An 18299-nucleotide genomic window follows, 5' to 3' on the forward strand; every position below is an offset into this window, starting at 1 on the left:
TATGGTTTAGAAGAGAATGTAATCTATAAGTTTGCGTCGCACTCTGTACGAGTGCGTGGATTGAAATAGAATCGTTCTGGTGGCTTCTGTGAACGGTGTGGTGTCGCACTCTGTACGAGTGCGTGGATTGAAATAATCGCGACTAAATCGAAGCCGGAAGCACCGTCCGTGTCGCACTCTGTACGAGTGCGTGGATTGAAATAGTTGCTCCTTGCGCTCGTTGGCCGCTTCCTTAACAGTCGCACTCTACGTGAGTGCGTGGATTGAAATCATGGCGCAGTTATACGTGAACCGGACAATCCGAAGGTCGCACTCTACGTGAGTGCGTGGATTGAAATTTTCGTGGTCAGAACGTGAGGATTTATGGGAAAGTCGCACTCTACGCGAGTGCGTGGATTGAAATCTCCCTCACCTGTTCGTCGTACTTCCATAGTCCGTCGCACTCTACGCGAGTGCGTGGATTGAAATATTACGGCGGACAATAGATTGCGAGATTTAATTCGTCGCACTCTACGCGAGTGCGTGGATTGAAATACGTGATCGTCCCGCATGATCAGACGCATCTCGGTAGTCGCACTCTACGCGAGTGCGTAGATTGAAATATGATTTCAAATCAGTTGCAATGCAGAATAGCAGCGTCGCACTCTACGCGAGTGCGTGGATTGAAATATCATGCGCATGGCGTCCAGCGTATCCCAAACGGTCCCACTCTACAGAGTGTATCAACTGCTTGCCATTCGAATTACTTACAGGAGACTGCAAATAGCAGGGCTCCTTTTTTGTTTTTGTTCGTATTGGAAACGGTTTACAATTTTGTAACAAATGAAAGTGGGTATAATGGAGGAGTTTGTCTGGATATGTCGAATGATAAATATAGGAAATTAATCCTATGAAATGGAGGGGTTGGTTTTTCTTTCTTTATATTCATAATTGCATTATTAGGATCAGCAATGAAAGGAGTGGGGTCAACTAAGTTGTCATTCATTGCAATTTGCTAACCCTTTTTAACTTTCTTAATATCAACACAAGTCCATATTTATAAAATCGCTCCCCGCATAGAAGCATGACTTGTAACGTTTATGATAGCGAGCATTAGGAGGAGAGTCATGGGCTATATTGCGCATATTCGCGAAAGTGACGGGGCTATTCAAACGGTGCAGACGCATTTAGAAGAGGTGTCGAAGCTCAGCGAAAGGTTTGGCGGAAAGATAGGAGTCAAGCATTTAGCAGGGTTGGCAGGTTTGTTACATGATTTGGGCAAGAATAGCGAAGCCTTTAAAGATTACATTCAGGAAGCAGTAGCGAATCCGAATCATCCGCCACAGAGGGGGAGCGTTGATCATTCTACTGCAGGCGGGAAACTTATATATCAACAATTTCATGCAGGGGCAAGATCCGCTCTTGAACAACTGACAGCAGAGTGGATCAGCATGTGCATTCTTTCGCACCATGGCGGCTTACGAGATTTTATATCCCCTGATTTGTCATCGCCTTATTTAGAACGCGTGAAACAGAAGGAGATTCCAGAATTTGAGCATGCTGTAGCGACTTTTTTCCAGCAACAGATGGGACCGGCCGAATTGGAAAGCTATTTTAACCAGGCTGTGCGTGAAGCGGAAACAATCATTAAATACAGGCAGCAGCACAAGCTGAAGCCCATTACCTTCTCTTTTATCCAAAAGTACATTTTTAGCTGCCTGATCGATGCGGATCGAACCAATACCCGAACATTTGAGGAAAATGAAGAGCAGGCAGAGCGTTCTTTGGATAGCGCTGCTTTTTTTAGGGAGTGCTATACCGCTTTAATGGAAACCATCGTTTCTTTTCGTGAAGGGAAAGATTCGGAACACCTCATCCATAGGCTCAGAAGTGAGATGTCGGATCAATGTGAGCAGTTCGCATCCAAACCATCCGGAATTTATACCCTGTCTATTCCAACGGGGGGCGGCAAGACATTAGCCAGTTTACGTTATGCCCTCAAGCATGCTATCGAATATGGGAAGGATCGAATCATTTACATCGTCCCCTACACAACCATAATTGAGCAGAACGCTGAGCAGATCAGAAAAATTTTGAAGAATGATCTAAACATTATTGAGCATCATTCGAACGTCATTGAAGAGCACGAGGATGGGAGCGGGCATGAAGCATACGACCTGAAGAAAAAGAAGCTCAAACTGGCCAAAGATAATTGGGAAAGTCCAATTATTTTCACAACGATGGTGCAATTTTTGAATGTGTTTTACTCCAGAGGGACCAGAAATGTACGGCGGTTACACAATCTGGCTAACTCGGTTCTGATTTTTGACGAAGTCCAATCGGTTCCTGTTAAATGTATATCTTTATTTAATGAAGCGCTCAATTTCCTCAGCAGCTTCGGGCGATCAAGCATTGTGTTATGCACGGCGACACAGCCAGCGCTGGACTATGTGGATAATAAATTGAAAATTCCAACAAATTCAGAAATGGTACAAGACCTGAAGCGCGTTAGCGAAAGCTTCAAGAGAGTTAATATTGTTGACAAAACGACTACAGAAGGCTATAACGCGAGCGAAATAAAGAAATTTATTCTGACTGAAATGGAAAAGGTAGATAGTTTGCTAGTCATTTTAAATACGAAAACGGCTGTGCGCAAGCTCTACGAAGAATTAAATGATAAAGCCGAACGGAAACAGCATTCCTACAAGCTATTCCATCTTAGCACGAGCATGTGCCCGGCGCACCGGAAGAAAGTGCTGGAAAATGTCAAAAGACAACTGGAGACGGACGGCCAAAGAGTCATCTGCATAAGCACACAACTGATTGAAGCGGGTGTCGATATTAGCTTTCAATGTGTCATTCGTTCGTTGGCGGGTTTGGATTCGATTGCACAGGCGGCCGGAAGATGCAATCGGCATGGCAAGGATGAAATTCGTAACGTTTATGTGATCAAATCTTCGGACGAAGAATTGTCCAAGCTTAAGGAAATTCGAATAGGTGCTGAGAAAACAGCGCGTATTTTGGAAGAGTTTGCCCGCAGGCCGGAAGTATTCGGTAACGACTTGTTATCTCCTGAAGCAATGAAGAAGTACTTTGAGTACTATTATCATGATATTGAAGGTGAGTTGGATTATTGGATCCCTAATATTAGGCAGAATGCGTTTGACTTGCTGGATTTAAATAAAGATTATTCCTCTGGGCTGCAGCGTAAATCCGGGATGAATGTGCGGCTCGTCAGTAAACAATCTTTCGCTACTGTGGAGAAATATTTTCAGGTGATTGATCAACCTACCACTTCGGTACTTGTCCCATACAATGATGAGGCGAAAGAGATCATAGCCGATTTAAATGGTGAATTGGATAGCGGGCAGCTTACTTCTTTACTAAGGAGAGCCCAACAATATGTCATTAACCTTTATACCCATGAACTCAAGCAATTGGATCAAGCTCAGAATATCGATGTTTTGCTGCATGGTAATGTTTATGCTCTGAAGGAAGTGGCATATACAGACGAGATGGGGCTTGATTTAAAGGGAGAAGGAGTTTGGTCGCCTGAAATCATATGAATCCCTTCTATTTAAATAGATGGTCCTACGATTACGGATGGTTTAGGTAATAGTTTTTCTTTTACAGGAGGTGCTCCTTTGCGGAATCAGATTGAATTTGAAGTTTACGGAAAATATGCGCTGTTTACCGATCCCCTGACCAAGATTGGCGGGGAGAAAATGACGTATCAAATTCCGACCTACCAAAGCTTGAAAGGGATTGTAGAATCCATTTACTGGAAACCTACGATTATCTGGTTTGTGGATGAAGTGCGGGTCATGAATCCGATTCAGACCGAATCGAAGGGAATTCGTCCCATTGAATATAGTGGGGGAAATACGCTGGCCTACTACACTTATTTACGCGATGTTCGCTATCAGGTAAGGGCTCATTTCGAGTTTAACCTTCATCGTGAAGATCTGGAATATGATCGTAACGAGCACAAGCATCATAATATTGCCAAGAGGGCTGTCGCTGCTGGCGGGAGAAGGGATATTTTCCTGGGGGCCAGGGAATGTCAGGGCTACGTTGAGCCTTGTGTTTATGGCGAGGGGGAAGGTTTCTACGATAATTACAAAGGAGAAATCAACTTTGGCGTGATGGTGCACGGCTTAAATTATCCCGATGAAACGGGTCACCATGTGCTGGAAACGCGCTTGTGGCAGCCGGTGATGAAGCAGGGCGTGATTCAATTTATTCGACCTGAGGAATGTTCGCTAGTCCGTCCGATTGGCGAAATGTTGCCGAAAGCATTTGATTCATCCAATCTGCAGTCTGTTGATGAATTGTATCAAGAGATGTTTGCGGAGAAGGGGTGATTAAATGACTTGGCTGCGGCAATTATATCGAACCTATGAAAATAACACGGAAGTGATCGGGGAATTTCAGAAGAAGCATAACGATCAAGAATTTGCCCTTATTCCCGTATCCCATACCACCCAACAAGCTCAGATTGAAGTTTCATTGGATCAGGATGGAAATTTCGTATCTGCGAAGGTGGTCGACAAGAACGAGGCAAGCACCGTTATACCTTGTACGGAGGCTTCGGGCAGTCGAACGAGTGCACCTGTACCCCATCCGCTGCACGATAAATTGATGTATGTTGCCGGGGATTATTTGCAATATGGTGGTACCGCCAAGAAGACCAATCCCCACGAAGACTATCTGAAACAGCTGAAAGCCTGGTGCGATTCAGAGTATGCCCATCCGAAAGTTAAGAGCGTGTATACCTATCTTTGCAAAGGACAACTGGTTAAAGACCTGGTAGAGGCTAAAATTTTGTATGTGGATGAGAAGGGGCGTTTTATCGAAAAGTGGAGCAAGGAGCTGGAGGAGCAGTATGGGTTCAGACCCGACATCTATAGGGTGGTGACATCGAATCAAAGCGATGCCTTTGTCCGTTTTGCCGTAAATGTCATCGGAGAACCGGAGTCAAGACTATGGCGAGACAAAAGCGTTTATGAATCGTTCATTCGATATTACGAGAGTACCTTGCAAGTAAAGGATTTATGCTACATTTCCGGAGAAGAACGTCCGTCTACAGAAAGACATGCATCGCGGATCAGACATGCGGCAGATATGGCGAAATTGATTTCCGCGAATGATACGAGCGGATTCACGTTTCGCGGCCGTTTTAAACAAAGCAAAGATGCAGCCTCGATCAGCTATGAAGTTTCTCAGAAAGCCCATAATGCACTTAAATGGCTTGTAGAGAAGCAAGGGTATACGATCGACGGCAAAGTATTCCTCGTATGGGGGACCGACAATCATGAGGTTCCGGATCCGTATGCGGATACGACATCTCTTCATGGGATCTACGATGAAGTCGAGCAAGCGACGGTTGGGGACCGGGCCCATCAAGCTTATGCCAATCAAGTAAGTCTGGCGATTGCGGGGTACAAGCATGATCTGGAATATCAACCCGAAGTGAATATGATGATTCTCGAAGCAGCCACGCCGGGACGGATGGCGATCGTTTATTATCGAGAGATGAATAAAGAATTGTTTCTTGAGCGTATTGAAGCCTGGCATAAATCGTGCTATTGGCTGCATCGTTACAAAAAAGACGAGAACAACCAACTGCTGCAATTTATAGGGGCGCCGGCGACAAGAGATATCGCATTTGCCGCTTACGGGTCCAAGGCCAGTGACAAGATTGTCAAGGGATTAATGGAAAGGATGCTGCCTTCCATTGTGGATGAACGAGCTATTCCGCTGGACATCGTACGGAGCGCCATCAATAGAGCTTCCAACCCAGTTGCAATGGAAGGTTGGGAATGGGAAAAAACGCTGAGTATCACTTGCGCACTCGTAAGAAAAACATACGAGAAGGAGGGCTTTGAAGTGGGATTAGATGTAACGAACGACAATCGGGACTATTTATTTGGCAGACTGCTGGCGATAGCGGATGTACTGGAGAGAAGCTCGCTTGATCCCGATGAAAAAAGAGCAACCAATGCCATTCGCTATATGAATGCATTCGCCCAGCGTCCGCAAAGAACTTGGACGATCATCCAGTCTAATCTTCAACCGCATCAAGCGAAATTGGGAGCCAAGCTGAAGTATTTTAATTCATTGCTGGATGAGGTAGGTTCCATGCTGAAGCCGGAGGATTTTACAGATAAACCGTTGAGTGGCTTATATTTGCTAGGTTTTTACAGTCAGAGACATGATTTATATAAAAGTAAAAAAGAAAAAGAAGCTGAAAAAGAACAAACTGAAGCCAAAGGAGAGATATAAATGAGTGTTCTGGATCGAAAAATTGACTTTGCTGTAGTGTTGACGGTTCGTAATGCTAACCCGAACGGAGACCCGCTTAACGGGAACCGCCCTCGTCAAAATTATGATGGTCATGGCGAAATTTCGGATGTATGCATTAAGCGGAAAATTCGCAATCGCCTGCAAGATATGGGGGAATCGATTCTCGTACAATCAGATGAGAGACGTGATGACGGTTATCGCAGTATTAAAGATCGTGTGGATGGTAACGAAGAATTACAGAAATATGCCAAGGGGAAGACGAAGGATAATATTTTGTACTCCAAAATCGCCTGTGAGTCATGGATGGATGTTCGCAGTTTCGGACAAGTATTCGCCTTCAGTGGCTCGGAGGTGTCTATTGGCATCAGAGGTCCGGTATCGATCCATACGGCAGTAAGCCTCGATCCGATCGATATATCCACGATGCAAATTACTAAGAGCGTTAATTCCACAACGAACACGAAAGATCCCGATAAGAAAACCTCCGATACGATGGGGTTGAAGCACAGGGTGGATTATGGGGTCTATGTTTTCTACGGCAGCATAAACCCGCAACTGGCGGAAAAAACAGGATTTACATATGAGGATGCTGAGAAAATTAAGCAGGCGCTGATCACTTTGTTCGCCAATGATACTTCTTCTGCTCGTCCTGACGGAAGTATGGAAGTGAACAAAGTGTACTGGTGGGAGCATAACTCCAAGCTAGGCCAATATTCGTCTGCCAAGGTACATCGTACTTTAGGCGATGTGCTCAAAGAAGGATATAGCGACACTTTAATTCCAAATAAGCTGGAAGGTCTCGACGTTGAAGTTTATGAAGGTTTATAACGAAGAAGATTATTTGCTGCTCTCTGGTATCCAGCATTTTATCTTCTGCCGAAGACAGTGGGCACTCATTCATATAGAACAACAATGGGAAGAAAATGTACTAACTATTGAAGGTCAGCATATGCATCAGCGGGCAGATCAACCGATGATCCGTGAAAAAAGAGGAGACAAGCTGGTCGTCAGGGGACTCCCCGTACATTCCAAAAGGCTAGGTGTAACCGGAGTTTGCGATGTTGTTGAATTCGTTCGGGATCCCAAGGGCATTTCTTTAGCGGGCGAGGAAGGACTCTTCCTCCCCTTTCCCGTTGAATATAAACGAGGGAAACCGAAGAAAGATCATTCAGATATTCTGCAATTGACCGCCCAAGCGATTTGCCTGGAAGAAATGCTGCTTTGCGAGATTGAGATGGGGTTTCTTTTTTACAATGAAATTAAACACAGGGTTGAAGTACCCCTTACAGCAGAATATCGTCAAGAAGTGGAAAGCCATTTTGCTGAAATGCATCAATATTTTCTCAAAAATCATACACCTAAAGTAAAGACGGGGCCACACTGCCGAAATTGTTCGCTTCAGCATATTTGTGTTCCTGAACTCATGCACAAGAGATCCGTTGCCAGCTATATTGAAGGGAGGTTAAGGGAATGAAAAAGTTATTAAACACTTTGTTCGTAACCCTGCCGGATGCCTACCTTTCACTAGACGGAGAAAATGTTGTAGTAACCGTAGAAGGAGAAAAGCTAAGGCGGGTCCCGCTGCATAATTTAGAGGCGATTTGCACTTTTGGCTACACCGGGGCAAGCCCTGCACTGATGGGGGCCTGTGCCAAAAGAAATATTGCGTTTACTTTCATGACGAGAAATGGAAATTTCTTGGCAAGAATGACTGGAGAAACAAGAGGAAATGTCGTCTTAAGAAAGGAACAATACCGCATATCGGATGATGAAAAGAGAAGCGCTATTGCTGCCAGAAACGTCATTCTTGGAAAAATATACAACAGTAAATGGATTTTAGAGCGCGCGACAAGAGATCATCCCTTGCGAGTCGATGTGCCTAAACTGAAGTCGGTTTCCAGTGTGTTATCGGAAGCTATGCTATTGGTCCGGGAAGTTGAGGATTTGGAACGGTTAAGAGGGTTGGAAGGGAATGCGGCAGCGAATTATTACTCCGTATTTAACGATCTTATTCTTCAGCAAACCGAGCATTTCGTCTTTCAAGGCAGAAATAAACGACCGCCGCTGGATAATGTGAATGCTTTGTTATCTTTTGCATATACCTTGCTTGCGAATGATTTGAAATCCGCATTAGAAAATGTCGGGTTGGATCCATACGTAGGATTTCTACACCGGGATCGTCCGGGAAGAGCCTCGCTCGCTTTAGACATCATGGAGGAGTTAAGGAGTGTGTATGCGGATCGTTTTGTCCTGTCATTAATAAATAAGAAAATGATAACCCATAAAGGATTTCATCGAAAAGAAAACGGTGCGGTCATCATGGACGATGAAACGAGAAGAACCGTCTTGGCTGCGTGGCAAGAGAGAAAGCAGGAGAACATTCAGCACCCTTACTTAAATCAGAAGCTGGCATGGGGACTTGTCCCTCATGTCCAAGCCTTGCTGCTAGCAAGATATATTAGAGGAGATTTGGATGAGTATCCTCCTTTCTTATGGAAATAAGTTCGCTGAATGAAACCATATAGAAGTAGGTGATTGGTTGCTTGTTATCATTACTTATGATGTGAACACCACGACCAGCGAGGGAAGAAGGAGGCTTAGACAGGTCTCGAAAAAATGTTTAGACTATGGGCAGAGGGTACAAAACTCTGTATTTGAATGTATTGTAGATTCAACGCAATTCAGGAAGTTAAAATACGAATTAGTAGCATTAATCGATCCAAAGACAGATAGCTTGCGCTTCTATCAACTGGGTGACAACTATAAGCGAAAAGTGGATCATGTCGGAGCTAAAGAGTCTTTCGATGTGGAAGGTCCGCTTATTCTTTAAGTGCGAATGTGAAGCTCTCATAAAATCTCTGGGGGATTCGCACCAGTAAAATGGATGATTACGGGAATTTTATTAATTAGCATTACAATTAATGGTTTTTAATCCTAAAAGAGTAATATATTTGTGTTTAGATAACCCTTTTTGCATACAAAATGTCGATTTTCCGCCGTCGCACTCTGCATGAGTGCGTGGATTGAAATACTTTCCAACTTGCTAATACTACTGCGGGAGCGATTGTCGCACTCTGCATGAGTGCGTGGATTGAAATCCCCATTTGCCCATTAGGCCCATTCCTTACGTTGGTCGCACTCTGCATGAGTGCGTGGATTGAAATTGTAGGAGCTTGCGTTCCGCTCCAGTCATCCCGGCGTCGCACTCTGCATGAGTGCGTGGATTGAAATGTAGACATCCCCGTTATATTCGATCGTCTCGCTAACGTCGCACTCTGCATGAGTGCGTGGATTGAAATCCTCCTTATGGTATAATTGACAACGCTGCCCATAGTCGCACTCTGCATGAGTGCGTGGATTGAAATTTTTTAGGGCGCCACCATTTCCCGATCTAAACCAGTCGCACTCTGCATGAGTGCGTGGATTGAAATGTTAAATAGTCGCAGGGCCCGGTTAAATCGCGCAGTAGTCGCACTCTGCATGAGTGCGTGGATTGAAATCCTTACCTACCCAAGAAGAACTCATTCGTCAATATCGTCGCACTCTGCATGAGTGCGTGGATTGAAATCCTCCTTATGGTAGAATTGACAATGTTATGGTGTCGCACTCTGCATGAGTGCGTGGATTGAAATTTGCTCCAGTCGATTTTACGAACCACTATCGCAGAGTCGCACTCTGCATGAGTGCGTGGATTGAAATATGAGGACAATACGTGCACAGTTCACAGCGTTTTAGAGTCGCACTCTGCATGAGTGCGTGGATTGAAATTACTCAGCAGTTAATGGTATCAAGGTAGTGACGGGTCGCACTCTGCATGAGTGCGTGGATTGAAATGAAGTGGACAACAGCGATACTGAGTTTGCTGATGACAGTCGCACTCTGCATGAGTGCGTGGATTGAAATATGCGCGGTAGGGGTAGCGCATTTTATCGTAAACGTCGCACTCTGCATGAGTGCGTGGATTGAAATCTTGTCTGAAACTGAAACTGCCTGATCATTGACGAGTCGCACTCTGCATGAGTGCGTGGATTGAAATACCCGGATGTTAACACTCCTTTTTTAAGGCGAAACAGTCGCACTCTGCATGAGTGCGTGGATTGAAATTTAGAATCTCCGGCATTTATATCGGGTGGAATAGTCGCACTCTGCATGAGTGCGTGGATTGAAATGGAAACATCCCAATCTACCAGCTTGCGGCTGTGGGTCGCACTCTGCATGAGTGCGTGGATTGAAATCCTGGGCGCCGGCCTGTCCGCATCCACTCAAGCGCGTCGCACTCTGCATGAGTGCGTGGATTGAAATCACTTGTAATATATCTACAAACGGCACCCATGTCTTGTCGCACTCTGCATGAGTGCGTGGATTGAAATCGCCTCAGTTTGGTCATCTATCGCGTCAATTTGAGTCGTCGCACTCTGCATGAGTGCGTGGATTGAAATCTCGCAAGACTTCAACAGCTTGTTGCAATACTTTTGGTCGCACTCTGCATGAGTGCGTGGATTGAAATTCGGGGTCTGTATGATACAAACCCCATGTTTCTTCGTCGCACTCTGCATGAGTGCGTGGATTGAAATAGTACGAATGGTGAAATCGTCAGATTGAACCGTCGTCGCACTCTGCATGAGTGCGTGGATTGAAATTAATCAAATCGAATCGACAAATGTGACAACTGGTGTCGCACTCTGCATGAGTGCGTGGATTGAAATTCTGCTCCTCAACGAGTGCGTTTAGCGCGTCTAATTGTCGCACTCTGCATGAGTGCGTGGATTGAAATAGATCAATCCCAAGTGTTGAAGGACTGATTATCCCTGTCGCACTCTGCATGAGTGCGTGGATTGAAATATCCCTGTTTCCTCTGCAAACCAATCCGCAATCAAAGTCGCACTCTGCATGAGTGCGTGGATTGAAATATCCATTACTTGTTCGATTAAATCATCTTTTTCGTCGCACTCTGCATGAGTGCGTGGATTGAAATTCACGAAAGTTGGTATAAAGTAGAGGAGAAATTCAAGGTCGCACTCTGCATGAGTGCGTGGATTGAAATCCATGCGGCTTTGCCGTCTTCGTAGCCTTGTTTGAAAGTCGCACTCTGCATGAGTGCGTGGATTGAAATATTTTTGACCCTTGCAGTTTTCCTGCCGATACCTATAGTCGCACTCTGCATGAGTGCGTGGATTGAAATATTTGAGGGAGGTGAGGGATGAATGGCGGATATTGTCGCACTCTGCATGAGTGCGTGGATTGAAATTAAGTCGTCCCACCCCCCGCGAAGTATCCCGTTGGCGTCGCACTCTGCATGAGTGCGTGGATTGAAATCATGTATTTTTTGCCTCTGCTGCTGATCTTCTTTATCGTCGCACTCTACGCGAGTGCGTGGATTGAAATCAAAGGGTCATTATAGCGAGTGAAAAGATGCTCAGTCGCACTCTACGCGAGTGCGTGGATTGAAATCGGGCGTAAACGACATAATCACCGCCCCGATCTTCGGTCGCACTCTACGCGAGTGCGTGGATTGAAATTTCCCTCCTTTAGTATCCGATGGCTAGCCAATAGTCGCACTCTACGCGAGTGCGTGGATTGAAACAGGAACGTTTGTTCCTATTATAACATAGATTTAGTCGCACTCTACACGAGTGCGTGGATTTAAATGAAGCCAGCCGCAGAGTCACAAGTGCTGGCAGCGAACCCCAGTGGCTTCTGGAATATGAAACCCATATCCGGGATAGTCTGATGTTCATGCGCAGAAATACCTATACCTCATTCCTGAAAGTGAATAAAGTACTATTCGCCCATAATGTAATCCCTTCTTTTACCAAATATATTCATAAAGGAATAAATTCCGTATCTAATAATGGGATCGATTCCTTCCTCTTGGGCCTTCTTGTCTATTTACAGTCCTGAAAACTTTGCGTTAACTTATTAATCAAAATGTCTATGGATATGGATACGGAAAAGAGGAGGATACGAAGGAATGTGTCTATCAAGAGTAAGCGTTCTATTTGGGGGATGTTCGTTGCGTTTGCGATCCTGATTGGTTTGGTGATACAACCCATCCCGGAGGCGTCTGCTAACTCGGACCAAAATATCGAGCTTCTGCGATCTGAGCATAAGGTCATTGACGGCAAAATGAAAGTAACCGCAGACGTCCGGGTTGAATCCAGCGAACTTGTCTCGCTGCTGGTCACCGGTTATAACCAATTCGGTGAAATTATAGAGATCAAAAAAGAAGACACGTTTATCATGGGGGGAAACACGAAAGTATTCCAACTGACCATGGATCATGGAGAAGAACTGACTAAGGTCGACATCGAGGCCTTGGGTCCGATTGAAGAGCCTTACAAAGTTTTGAAGGAAACGACCGTAGCTCATACAGATCATTTGGAAGGTATCATAGCCGTTAAAAACGGGGGAAAATCACAAATGATTAACGTTGTCGCTACAGGGACGAACGCTAACGGCAAGGTTGTAGAAGTAAGAGGGGCCAATAATTTTGTTATGGACAGCCGCATCTCGATTTTTAAAATAAAGCTGGATGCCGTTAACGAAATTAATGACGTTAAATTTACTGTTCTTACCGATGACCAAACCTATTTGGTCGAGACTGGAACCTATATTAAAGATGGAAAGATTGTACTGACTTCCGTAGTTAAAAATGGGGAGAAATCACAAAAGATAAGTGCCAGAGTAACCCCTTATGCAGGCAACGGCAAGGAATTGTCGATTCAGACCGATACCAACTTTACTATGGATAATCGTCTATACAATCTCAAAATGCAGATTAAAGACACCAATGCAAGCAGCGTAGCCGTTCAATTCTACGATGAGACAGGAAAGCAAGAGATCGTTAAAAGAGGGACATTGGTAACGATTGACGGCAAAGGACTGGCTACCGAGCAGCCGCCCGTTAATTTGGCAGGCAACGTGGTTGTTCCCATGAGAGCTATATTTGAAGCTATGGGGGCAGGCATCGAATGGGAGCAGGAAACCATGACGGTAACCGCCACTAAAGGAAGCAAGGAAATCAAGCTGCAGATCGGTTCCGATACAGCTTACATTGACGGTCAAGAGTATACACTTAACGTCCCTGCACAGCTTATCAACAATAACACCATGGTCCCTGTCCGTTTTGTAAGTGAGGCCTTGGGTGCCAAGGTATTCTGGGATAATAATTCGCAAACGGTGCTCATCGTTCGATAAGCTCAAGGAAAAGCCGGAAGAGAGGAAAGCTCTTTTCCGGTTTATTTTTTACGCTGTTATCTTCCGCATGACCTCTTATACCGGTCTAGCTTTACTTGATTATTACGCCAACGAATTTCGTCGCACTCTGCATCATTTTATTCTTGAACCGGCCCTGTTTCCATGCATCGCTCCCTATGCCAAAAATCAAGTGCCGACTTCACCGGGAAGCATCCGTTTTGTCTCCTTAAACCTACTCTTATTAGTCTCTGGCGTCTGCCTTTGAGGCAGAAACATTGACAAAGATCACACTTCGCACGTACAATGAATATATATCTTTTGTAAATGAAGAGCGTATTTCCATTACTAACAGAGAGTTATTGGCGGTGAATAAAATGACAACCAGGTTTGAACAAGCGCTGGATAAACTGAAAATGTCCGGAGTCCGGATGACACCGCAACGGTATGCGATCCTGTCTTATTTGCTTGATTCTACCTGTCATCCGACTGCCGACGATATATATAGAGCTCTAGAGGACCGTTTTCCGAGTATGAGTGTGGCGACGGTTTATAACAACCTCAAGGTATTCATCGAATCCGGACTTGTCCGGGAATTGACCTTCGGCGATAATTCCAGCCGATTCGATGCGGATATGTCCAACCACTATCATGCTCAATGCGAGCAATGCGGAGTGATTGTGGACTTCCATTATCCTACCCTTACCGATATTGAGCAGCAGGCAGCCCACGAAACCGGTTTTCAAGTACGGGGACACCGTGTAGAGGTCAGTGGGATTTGCAAGGAATGCATGGAGAAGAACGCCCATAACAGCACTCATTGATTTATGGACTGCTGAGGAACATTTTTTATAGTATAATGAAACGTGTCGGATCACGCCGGGAAGGCGGTCCGGGGCGTTTTTTTATTTTATTCATTTATAAGATAGTGTTTGATACCGGAAGGGAGCATATTATGCCAGCATCCTATGGGCTTTCGGCGGTTCCGCCTTTACGCCGCCGGCGGCGGAGAAGACCTGTTTTGAAATGGTTCTTATTTTTTGTATTTGTTTGTTGTGTTATTGCAGGAGGATATCTTTACTGGCAGTGGTATTGGCCGAATTCAACCATAGTCGAGCCCTCCATGAAAGGATTGGAGAAGCCGATTTATTATAAAGGAAAACTGTATGAGGTATCGGCAAGCGGGGAGAAGGAAAGTCTCAAGCTTCCCCTGTCTTTTATGCAAGAGGTCGTTGATCCGGATATCCGCTACGAGAAGGAGAGTCAGTCCGTTATTCTGACCACTAAAGATAAAGTAGTCCGGTTAAAAACGAACGAATTAACGGCGGTTGTCAACGAGAAGCCGTTTGAGCTTAAATTTACAGTCGATCAGCAGGACGATACGGTTCTAATCCCGATGGAGCCGGTGCTTGATTTGTATCGCTTGCAGATTAAGGAGTCGGAAGAAACCGGTGTCGTCACCATTCATAAGGAAGGGGATACGATCCGATGGGGCACGGTATCCGGCCAACCCGGGGAGAAAGCCAAGGCCATTCGCTCCGAGCCGACGATCAAAGCGCCGAAATATCGGGATCTCGATCCGGGAGAATCGGTGATGATCTGGTCTGCACTGGAAGAGTGGTATGAAGTGCAATTAAGTAACGGATGGGTCGGATTTATGAAAAAAGAACATGTAGTGCCGGGGCAGGAGGAGGTCATTCCCGTCGAACCGGAAAAACCGGGCTTTGTCCCTAAACCTCTGGACGGCGGTAAAATCAATCTGACCTGGCAGCAAGTATACAACCGCAATCCGGATACTTCTCAAATTGGCCCCATGCCGGGGTTAAATGTAATCAGCCCGCAATGGTTTCATCTGGAAAACGAAGAAGGGCTTCTGAAAAATATGGCCGACGCTTCTTTCGTGCAGTGGGCCCATTCGCAAAATTATCAGGTGTGGGCTCTGGTTACGAACAGCTTTGATCCCAAAAGAACGAGCGAGGCCTTGTCCACCTATGACCGAAGGATGAATATGATCAAGCAGTTGGTCACTTTCGGTAAAATGTATCAATTGCAAGGGATCAATATCGATTTTGAGAATGTTTATTTGAAAGATAAAGAAAACATGGTTCAATTCGTGAGAGAAGCCGTTCCTCTCCTGCATGAGCAGGGGCTGGTCGTATCGATAGACGTGACGGTCAAGGGAGGCTCGGAGACCTATTCCCTCTTTATGGATCGGGAAGCGATCGGTCCTCTTGTAGATTACATGATGGTCATGACCTACGATGAGCATTGGGCGTCCAGCCCGAAAGCCGGTTCCGTGGCATCGCTGCCTTGGGTGGAGAAAGGAATCGTCCGCATTATGGAAGAGGATGGGGTTCCTCCCTCCAAGCTGGTGCTTGGTGTTCCTTATTATACCCGAATCTGGACCGAAGAAATCAAAGACGGCAAGACGGAAGTGTCTTCGAAGGCCGTATCGATGGAGAAGATTCAGGATTTGATCAAAGAAAAGCAGCTAACTCCGGCTTTCGACGAGAAAACCGGCCAGAATTATGTTGAGTATACGGAGGACGGCAAGAAAATCAAAATTTGGATCGAAGACGCTACATCCATTAGAAGCCGTGCCGAACTCGTCAATAAATATAATTTGGCTGGAATTGCTTCCTGGAGCAGAGGATTTGAAACTCCGGACATTTGGGAGGTTATTAAGGAGACTCTGGCGCAACCTTAACGGATTGATAAGGAAAAAAGGCTGTCCCTTCTAATAAAGGGACAGCCTTCTTCGTCGTTAGGACTGCTTTTTGGCCGTATTCTGGATTGTCACTTGTTGAGCCGGAGGAGAGGTATCATTGCCGGCTTCCTGTGAAGCATGCTGCGGATCGAAGGTAAGAATCGTTTTGCAGAACATGCAGCGGTCTGTTTTACCGATCATCTTCGTGATTCGCTGGCATTCCGGACACTCAATAACAACGGCGCTTGTAGACATCATGCCCGCCCAGAAGTAGACCCCCATACTGCAGAGAATGCTGATTAAGCCCAATACGAGGAAAATACCTGCAATAATTTTGCCGGCGATTCCCCAGTCAAATACAATTCCCGCTGTCCCGACGATCATCAGAACAAGGCCGAACATGGTCAGAAGCAGCCCCCATAATCGGAACTCATTTACTTTACTCGACTTAAGAATCATCATTTTCCAACTTCTTTCTATTCATGTAATGGCAACGCAAGCAGGAAACTCACCTATGAATGTAGAAATTACTACTTCACAATATTGCCTTTCCTTTGATACATTTAGAAATCTCAAAAATCCAGGAGGCCTTGATGAACTCTTTAAAGCGTGAGCTTATAAGAAAATATAGGGACCGGGAAGGGATCATCGGCGTCATTCTACACGAAAATCCATACCCCAACGATGCGCTTGTCAATGGATTTCCATACCAAGCATTAATTGTGACCGATCAACCTGCAGTCAATCCTGCCACTAGCTATCATTATATAAAAGAAGGTACCCGGTTACAAGAACGCTGGATTTCATTCCGTGACTTAAATCTGGTTTGGCGTTTAAAGGCGGATAAGGAACTCATTCTCTTTATTACCCGGGGAGAGATTATTATGGATCGGGACATGTCAATGGAAGGTTGGAAAAATGATCTGATGGAGTTTTCCAAAGCAGTCAAAGACCGGATGCTTCTGGTTGAATTTTCGAATTTTTTCACCCGGTACCTGATGAGTAAAGATTATTTCGTGAAAAATCAGCTGCTGGATGCCTATAGCTGCTTGGTGGAGGCATTGACTCACTGGGCCAAGATTGTCATTATCGAGCAGAACAGCGATATATATAGCGGCATCTGGGAGCAGGTCAAGAAGCATAATGCGGGAGTGCACAAGTTATATGAAGAACTGGTTCTGAGCGATGAAACGCTAATTCAACGAGTTCAACTCGTAATGCTTGCCTGCGAGTTTTCCATTGTGACCAAGATGGAAGGCTGTTGTTCCATGCTGCTCGACGTGCTAAGCAGTAGGAAAGAGCCGTGGAGCGCTCTTGAAATACTCGACCATCCGGAGCTATCGGATCTGGATATCGATATTCCGATGCTGCTTGGAGTCCTGGCCAAGAAAGCCCTGATTCAGGAGGTTCAAGTGGAAGTCGGAGAAGTGAAGGGAGAATATGAAATTAAATATATCCGATAAGCTGTTTTGACGATACGTTGGGCTTAGGCTTCCTTAATGTCGATTGGCCGGATCACAGGAAAGCCTTTTTTAAAATAGGAGTATATATTTCATTGGTAAACGCGCCTGTCCAAAGGGCAGCGATAGCCGTTTATCTTTGTATAGAAGTAATTAATCTTAGGTAGTTATTTATATTTAGGTTGTGCGATGTCCATATGTTTCATGCGATATTTGTTGGGTCAAAAAACTGTAAATATGTTAAAGGGTAGGTCGCGATTGATCAATAATTCCTTCTGAGCAGGATAAAAAAAATTGGATAACGATGGCGGCTGAGCGACAAAGGAATAGGGGCACAGCGGTTAAAGAACACGCAAAATATAAGGTTTCTCCGCATAAATCCACGATTACAAAAAAGAATGAAATAAAACTGTTGACATGCCCTGTCGATCTGTGATACATTAATTTTCGCCGCTTCAAACGGCTTGGTCTTCTCGAGCAGGCTGTCGGCAAGCTGGAAGAAAAAAACTTCAAAAAAAAAGCTTGCATTCGATAGGCGGTATATGATATATTAAAAGAGTCGCTGTTAAAGAACGACGGCATTGAAAAAAGCAGCATTGCCCTTTGAAAACTGAACAACGAGTGAATGAATGAAGCCAGTGCGTATACGGTTT

The 18299-nt window shown here is 45.1% G+C and carries 12 protein-coding genes and 2 CRISPR repeat arrays (1 of these 14 running past the window's edge); of the genes, 11 read left to right on the top strand and 1 reads right to left on the bottom strand.

The window, feature by feature from the left end:
• Nucleotides 1-669: a CRISPR direct-repeat array (repeat unit 32 nt; unit sequence GTCGCACTCTACGCGAGTGCGTGGATTGAAAT) (it extends 31 nt beyond the left edge of the window).
• A 437-nt stretch (nucleotides 670-1106) separates the two neighbouring features.
• The 10 genes from cas3 to ACFQ03_RS18320 all read left to right on the top strand — a co-directional run bounded on the left by cas3 (nucleotide 1107) and on the right by ACFQ03_RS18320 (nucleotide 16186).
• Nucleotides 1107-3545 carry a CRISPR-associated helicase Cas3' gene (gene cas3, locus ACFQ03_RS18275; RefSeq protein WP_379289973.1) on the top strand — a complete coding sequence of 813 codons (2439 nt, stop codon included), beginning with the start codon at nucleotides 1107-1109 and terminating at the stop codon, nucleotides 3543-3545.
• Between the two features lie 78 nt (nucleotides 3546-3623).
• A complete protein-coding gene (gene cas5c / locus ACFQ03_RS18280; RefSeq protein WP_379289975.1) occupies nucleotides 3624-4343 on the top strand; it encodes a type I-C CRISPR-associated protein Cas5c in 720 nt (239 codons plus the stop codon).
• A 4-nt stretch (nucleotides 4344-4347) separates the two neighbouring features.
• On the top strand, nucleotides 4348-6264 hold the full coding sequence (gene cas8c, locus ACFQ03_RS18285; protein WP_379289977.1) for a type I-C CRISPR-associated protein Cas8c/Csd1: 1917 nt from the start codon (nucleotides 4348-4350) through the stop codon (nucleotides 6262-6264).
• Nucleotides 6265-7113 (top strand): type I-C CRISPR-associated protein Cas7/Csd2, encoded by an 849-nt coding sequence (cas7c, locus tag ACFQ03_RS18290; protein ID WP_379289979.1) that lies wholly within the window; start codon nucleotides 6265-6267, stop codon nucleotides 7111-7113. It begins immediately after the preceding gene.
• Nucleotides 7100-7759, top strand: coding sequence for a CRISPR-associated protein Cas4 (gene cas4, locus ACFQ03_RS18295; RefSeq protein ID WP_379289996.1), 660 nt, complete (start codon nucleotides 7100-7102; stop codon nucleotides 7757-7759). Before cas7c ends, cas4 begins: the two co-directional genes overlap by 14 nt.
• Nucleotides 7756-8787 carry a type I-C CRISPR-associated endonuclease Cas1c gene (cas1c, locus tag ACFQ03_RS18300; protein ID WP_379289981.1) on the top strand — a complete coding sequence of 344 codons (1032 nt, stop codon included), beginning with the start codon at nucleotides 7756-7758 and terminating at the stop codon, nucleotides 8785-8787. The genes cas4 and cas1c overlap by 4 nt, the downstream gene beginning before the upstream one ends.
• A 37-nt stretch (nucleotides 8788-8824) precedes the next feature.
• Nucleotides 8825-9115 (top strand): CRISPR-associated endonuclease Cas2, encoded by a 291-nt coding sequence (gene cas2 / locus ACFQ03_RS18305; RefSeq protein ID WP_379289983.1) that lies wholly within the window; start codon nucleotides 8825-8827, stop codon nucleotides 9113-9115.
• 168 nt (nucleotides 9116-9283) lie between these two features.
• A CRISPR array of direct repeats spans nucleotides 9284-11934; the repeat unit is 32 nt; unit sequence GTCGCACTCTGCATGAGTGCGTGGATTGAAAT.
• A 324-nt stretch (nucleotides 11935-12258) separates the two neighbouring features.
• The gene (locus ACFQ03_RS18310) at nucleotides 12259-13482 is read left to right on the top strand and encodes a copper amine oxidase N-terminal domain-containing protein (protein WP_379289985.1); all 1224 of its coding nucleotides are present in this window, start codon (nucleotides 12259-12261) and stop codon (nucleotides 13480-13482) included.
• 374 nt (nucleotides 13483-13856) lie between these two features.
• The gene (gene perR / locus ACFQ03_RS18315) at nucleotides 13857-14303 is read left to right on the top strand and encodes a peroxide-responsive transcriptional repressor PerR (RefSeq protein WP_144941886.1); all 447 of its coding nucleotides are present in this window, start codon (nucleotides 13857-13859) and stop codon (nucleotides 14301-14303) included.
• A gap of 197 nt (nucleotides 14304-14500) precedes the next feature.
• A complete protein-coding gene (locus ACFQ03_RS18320) occupies nucleotides 14501-16186 on the top strand; it encodes a glycosyl hydrolase family 18 protein (RefSeq protein WP_379289987.1) in 1686 nt (561 codons plus the stop codon).
• Between the two features lie 57 nt (nucleotides 16187-16243).
• Here ACFQ03_RS18320 and ACFQ03_RS18325 read toward each other — a convergent pair whose 3' ends face one another.
• A complete protein-coding gene (locus ACFQ03_RS18325; protein ID WP_379289998.1) occupies nucleotides 16244-16645 on the bottom strand; it encodes a DUF2614 family zinc ribbon-containing protein in 402 nt (133 codons plus the stop codon).
• Between the two features lie 134 nt (nucleotides 16646-16779).
• Between ACFQ03_RS18325 and ACFQ03_RS18330 the strand changes: the two genes are divergently transcribed.
• A complete protein-coding gene (locus ACFQ03_RS18330; protein WP_379289989.1) occupies nucleotides 16780-17649 on the top strand; it encodes a nucleotidyltransferase-like protein in 870 nt (289 codons plus the stop codon).
• The last annotated feature ends 650 nt before the right edge of the window (nucleotides 17650-18299 follow it).

It is taken from the genome of Paenibacillus residui, from assembly GCF_042677205.1.
GTDB lineage: Bacteria > Bacillota > Bacilli > Paenibacillales > NBRC-103111 > Paenibacillus_L > Paenibacillus_L residui.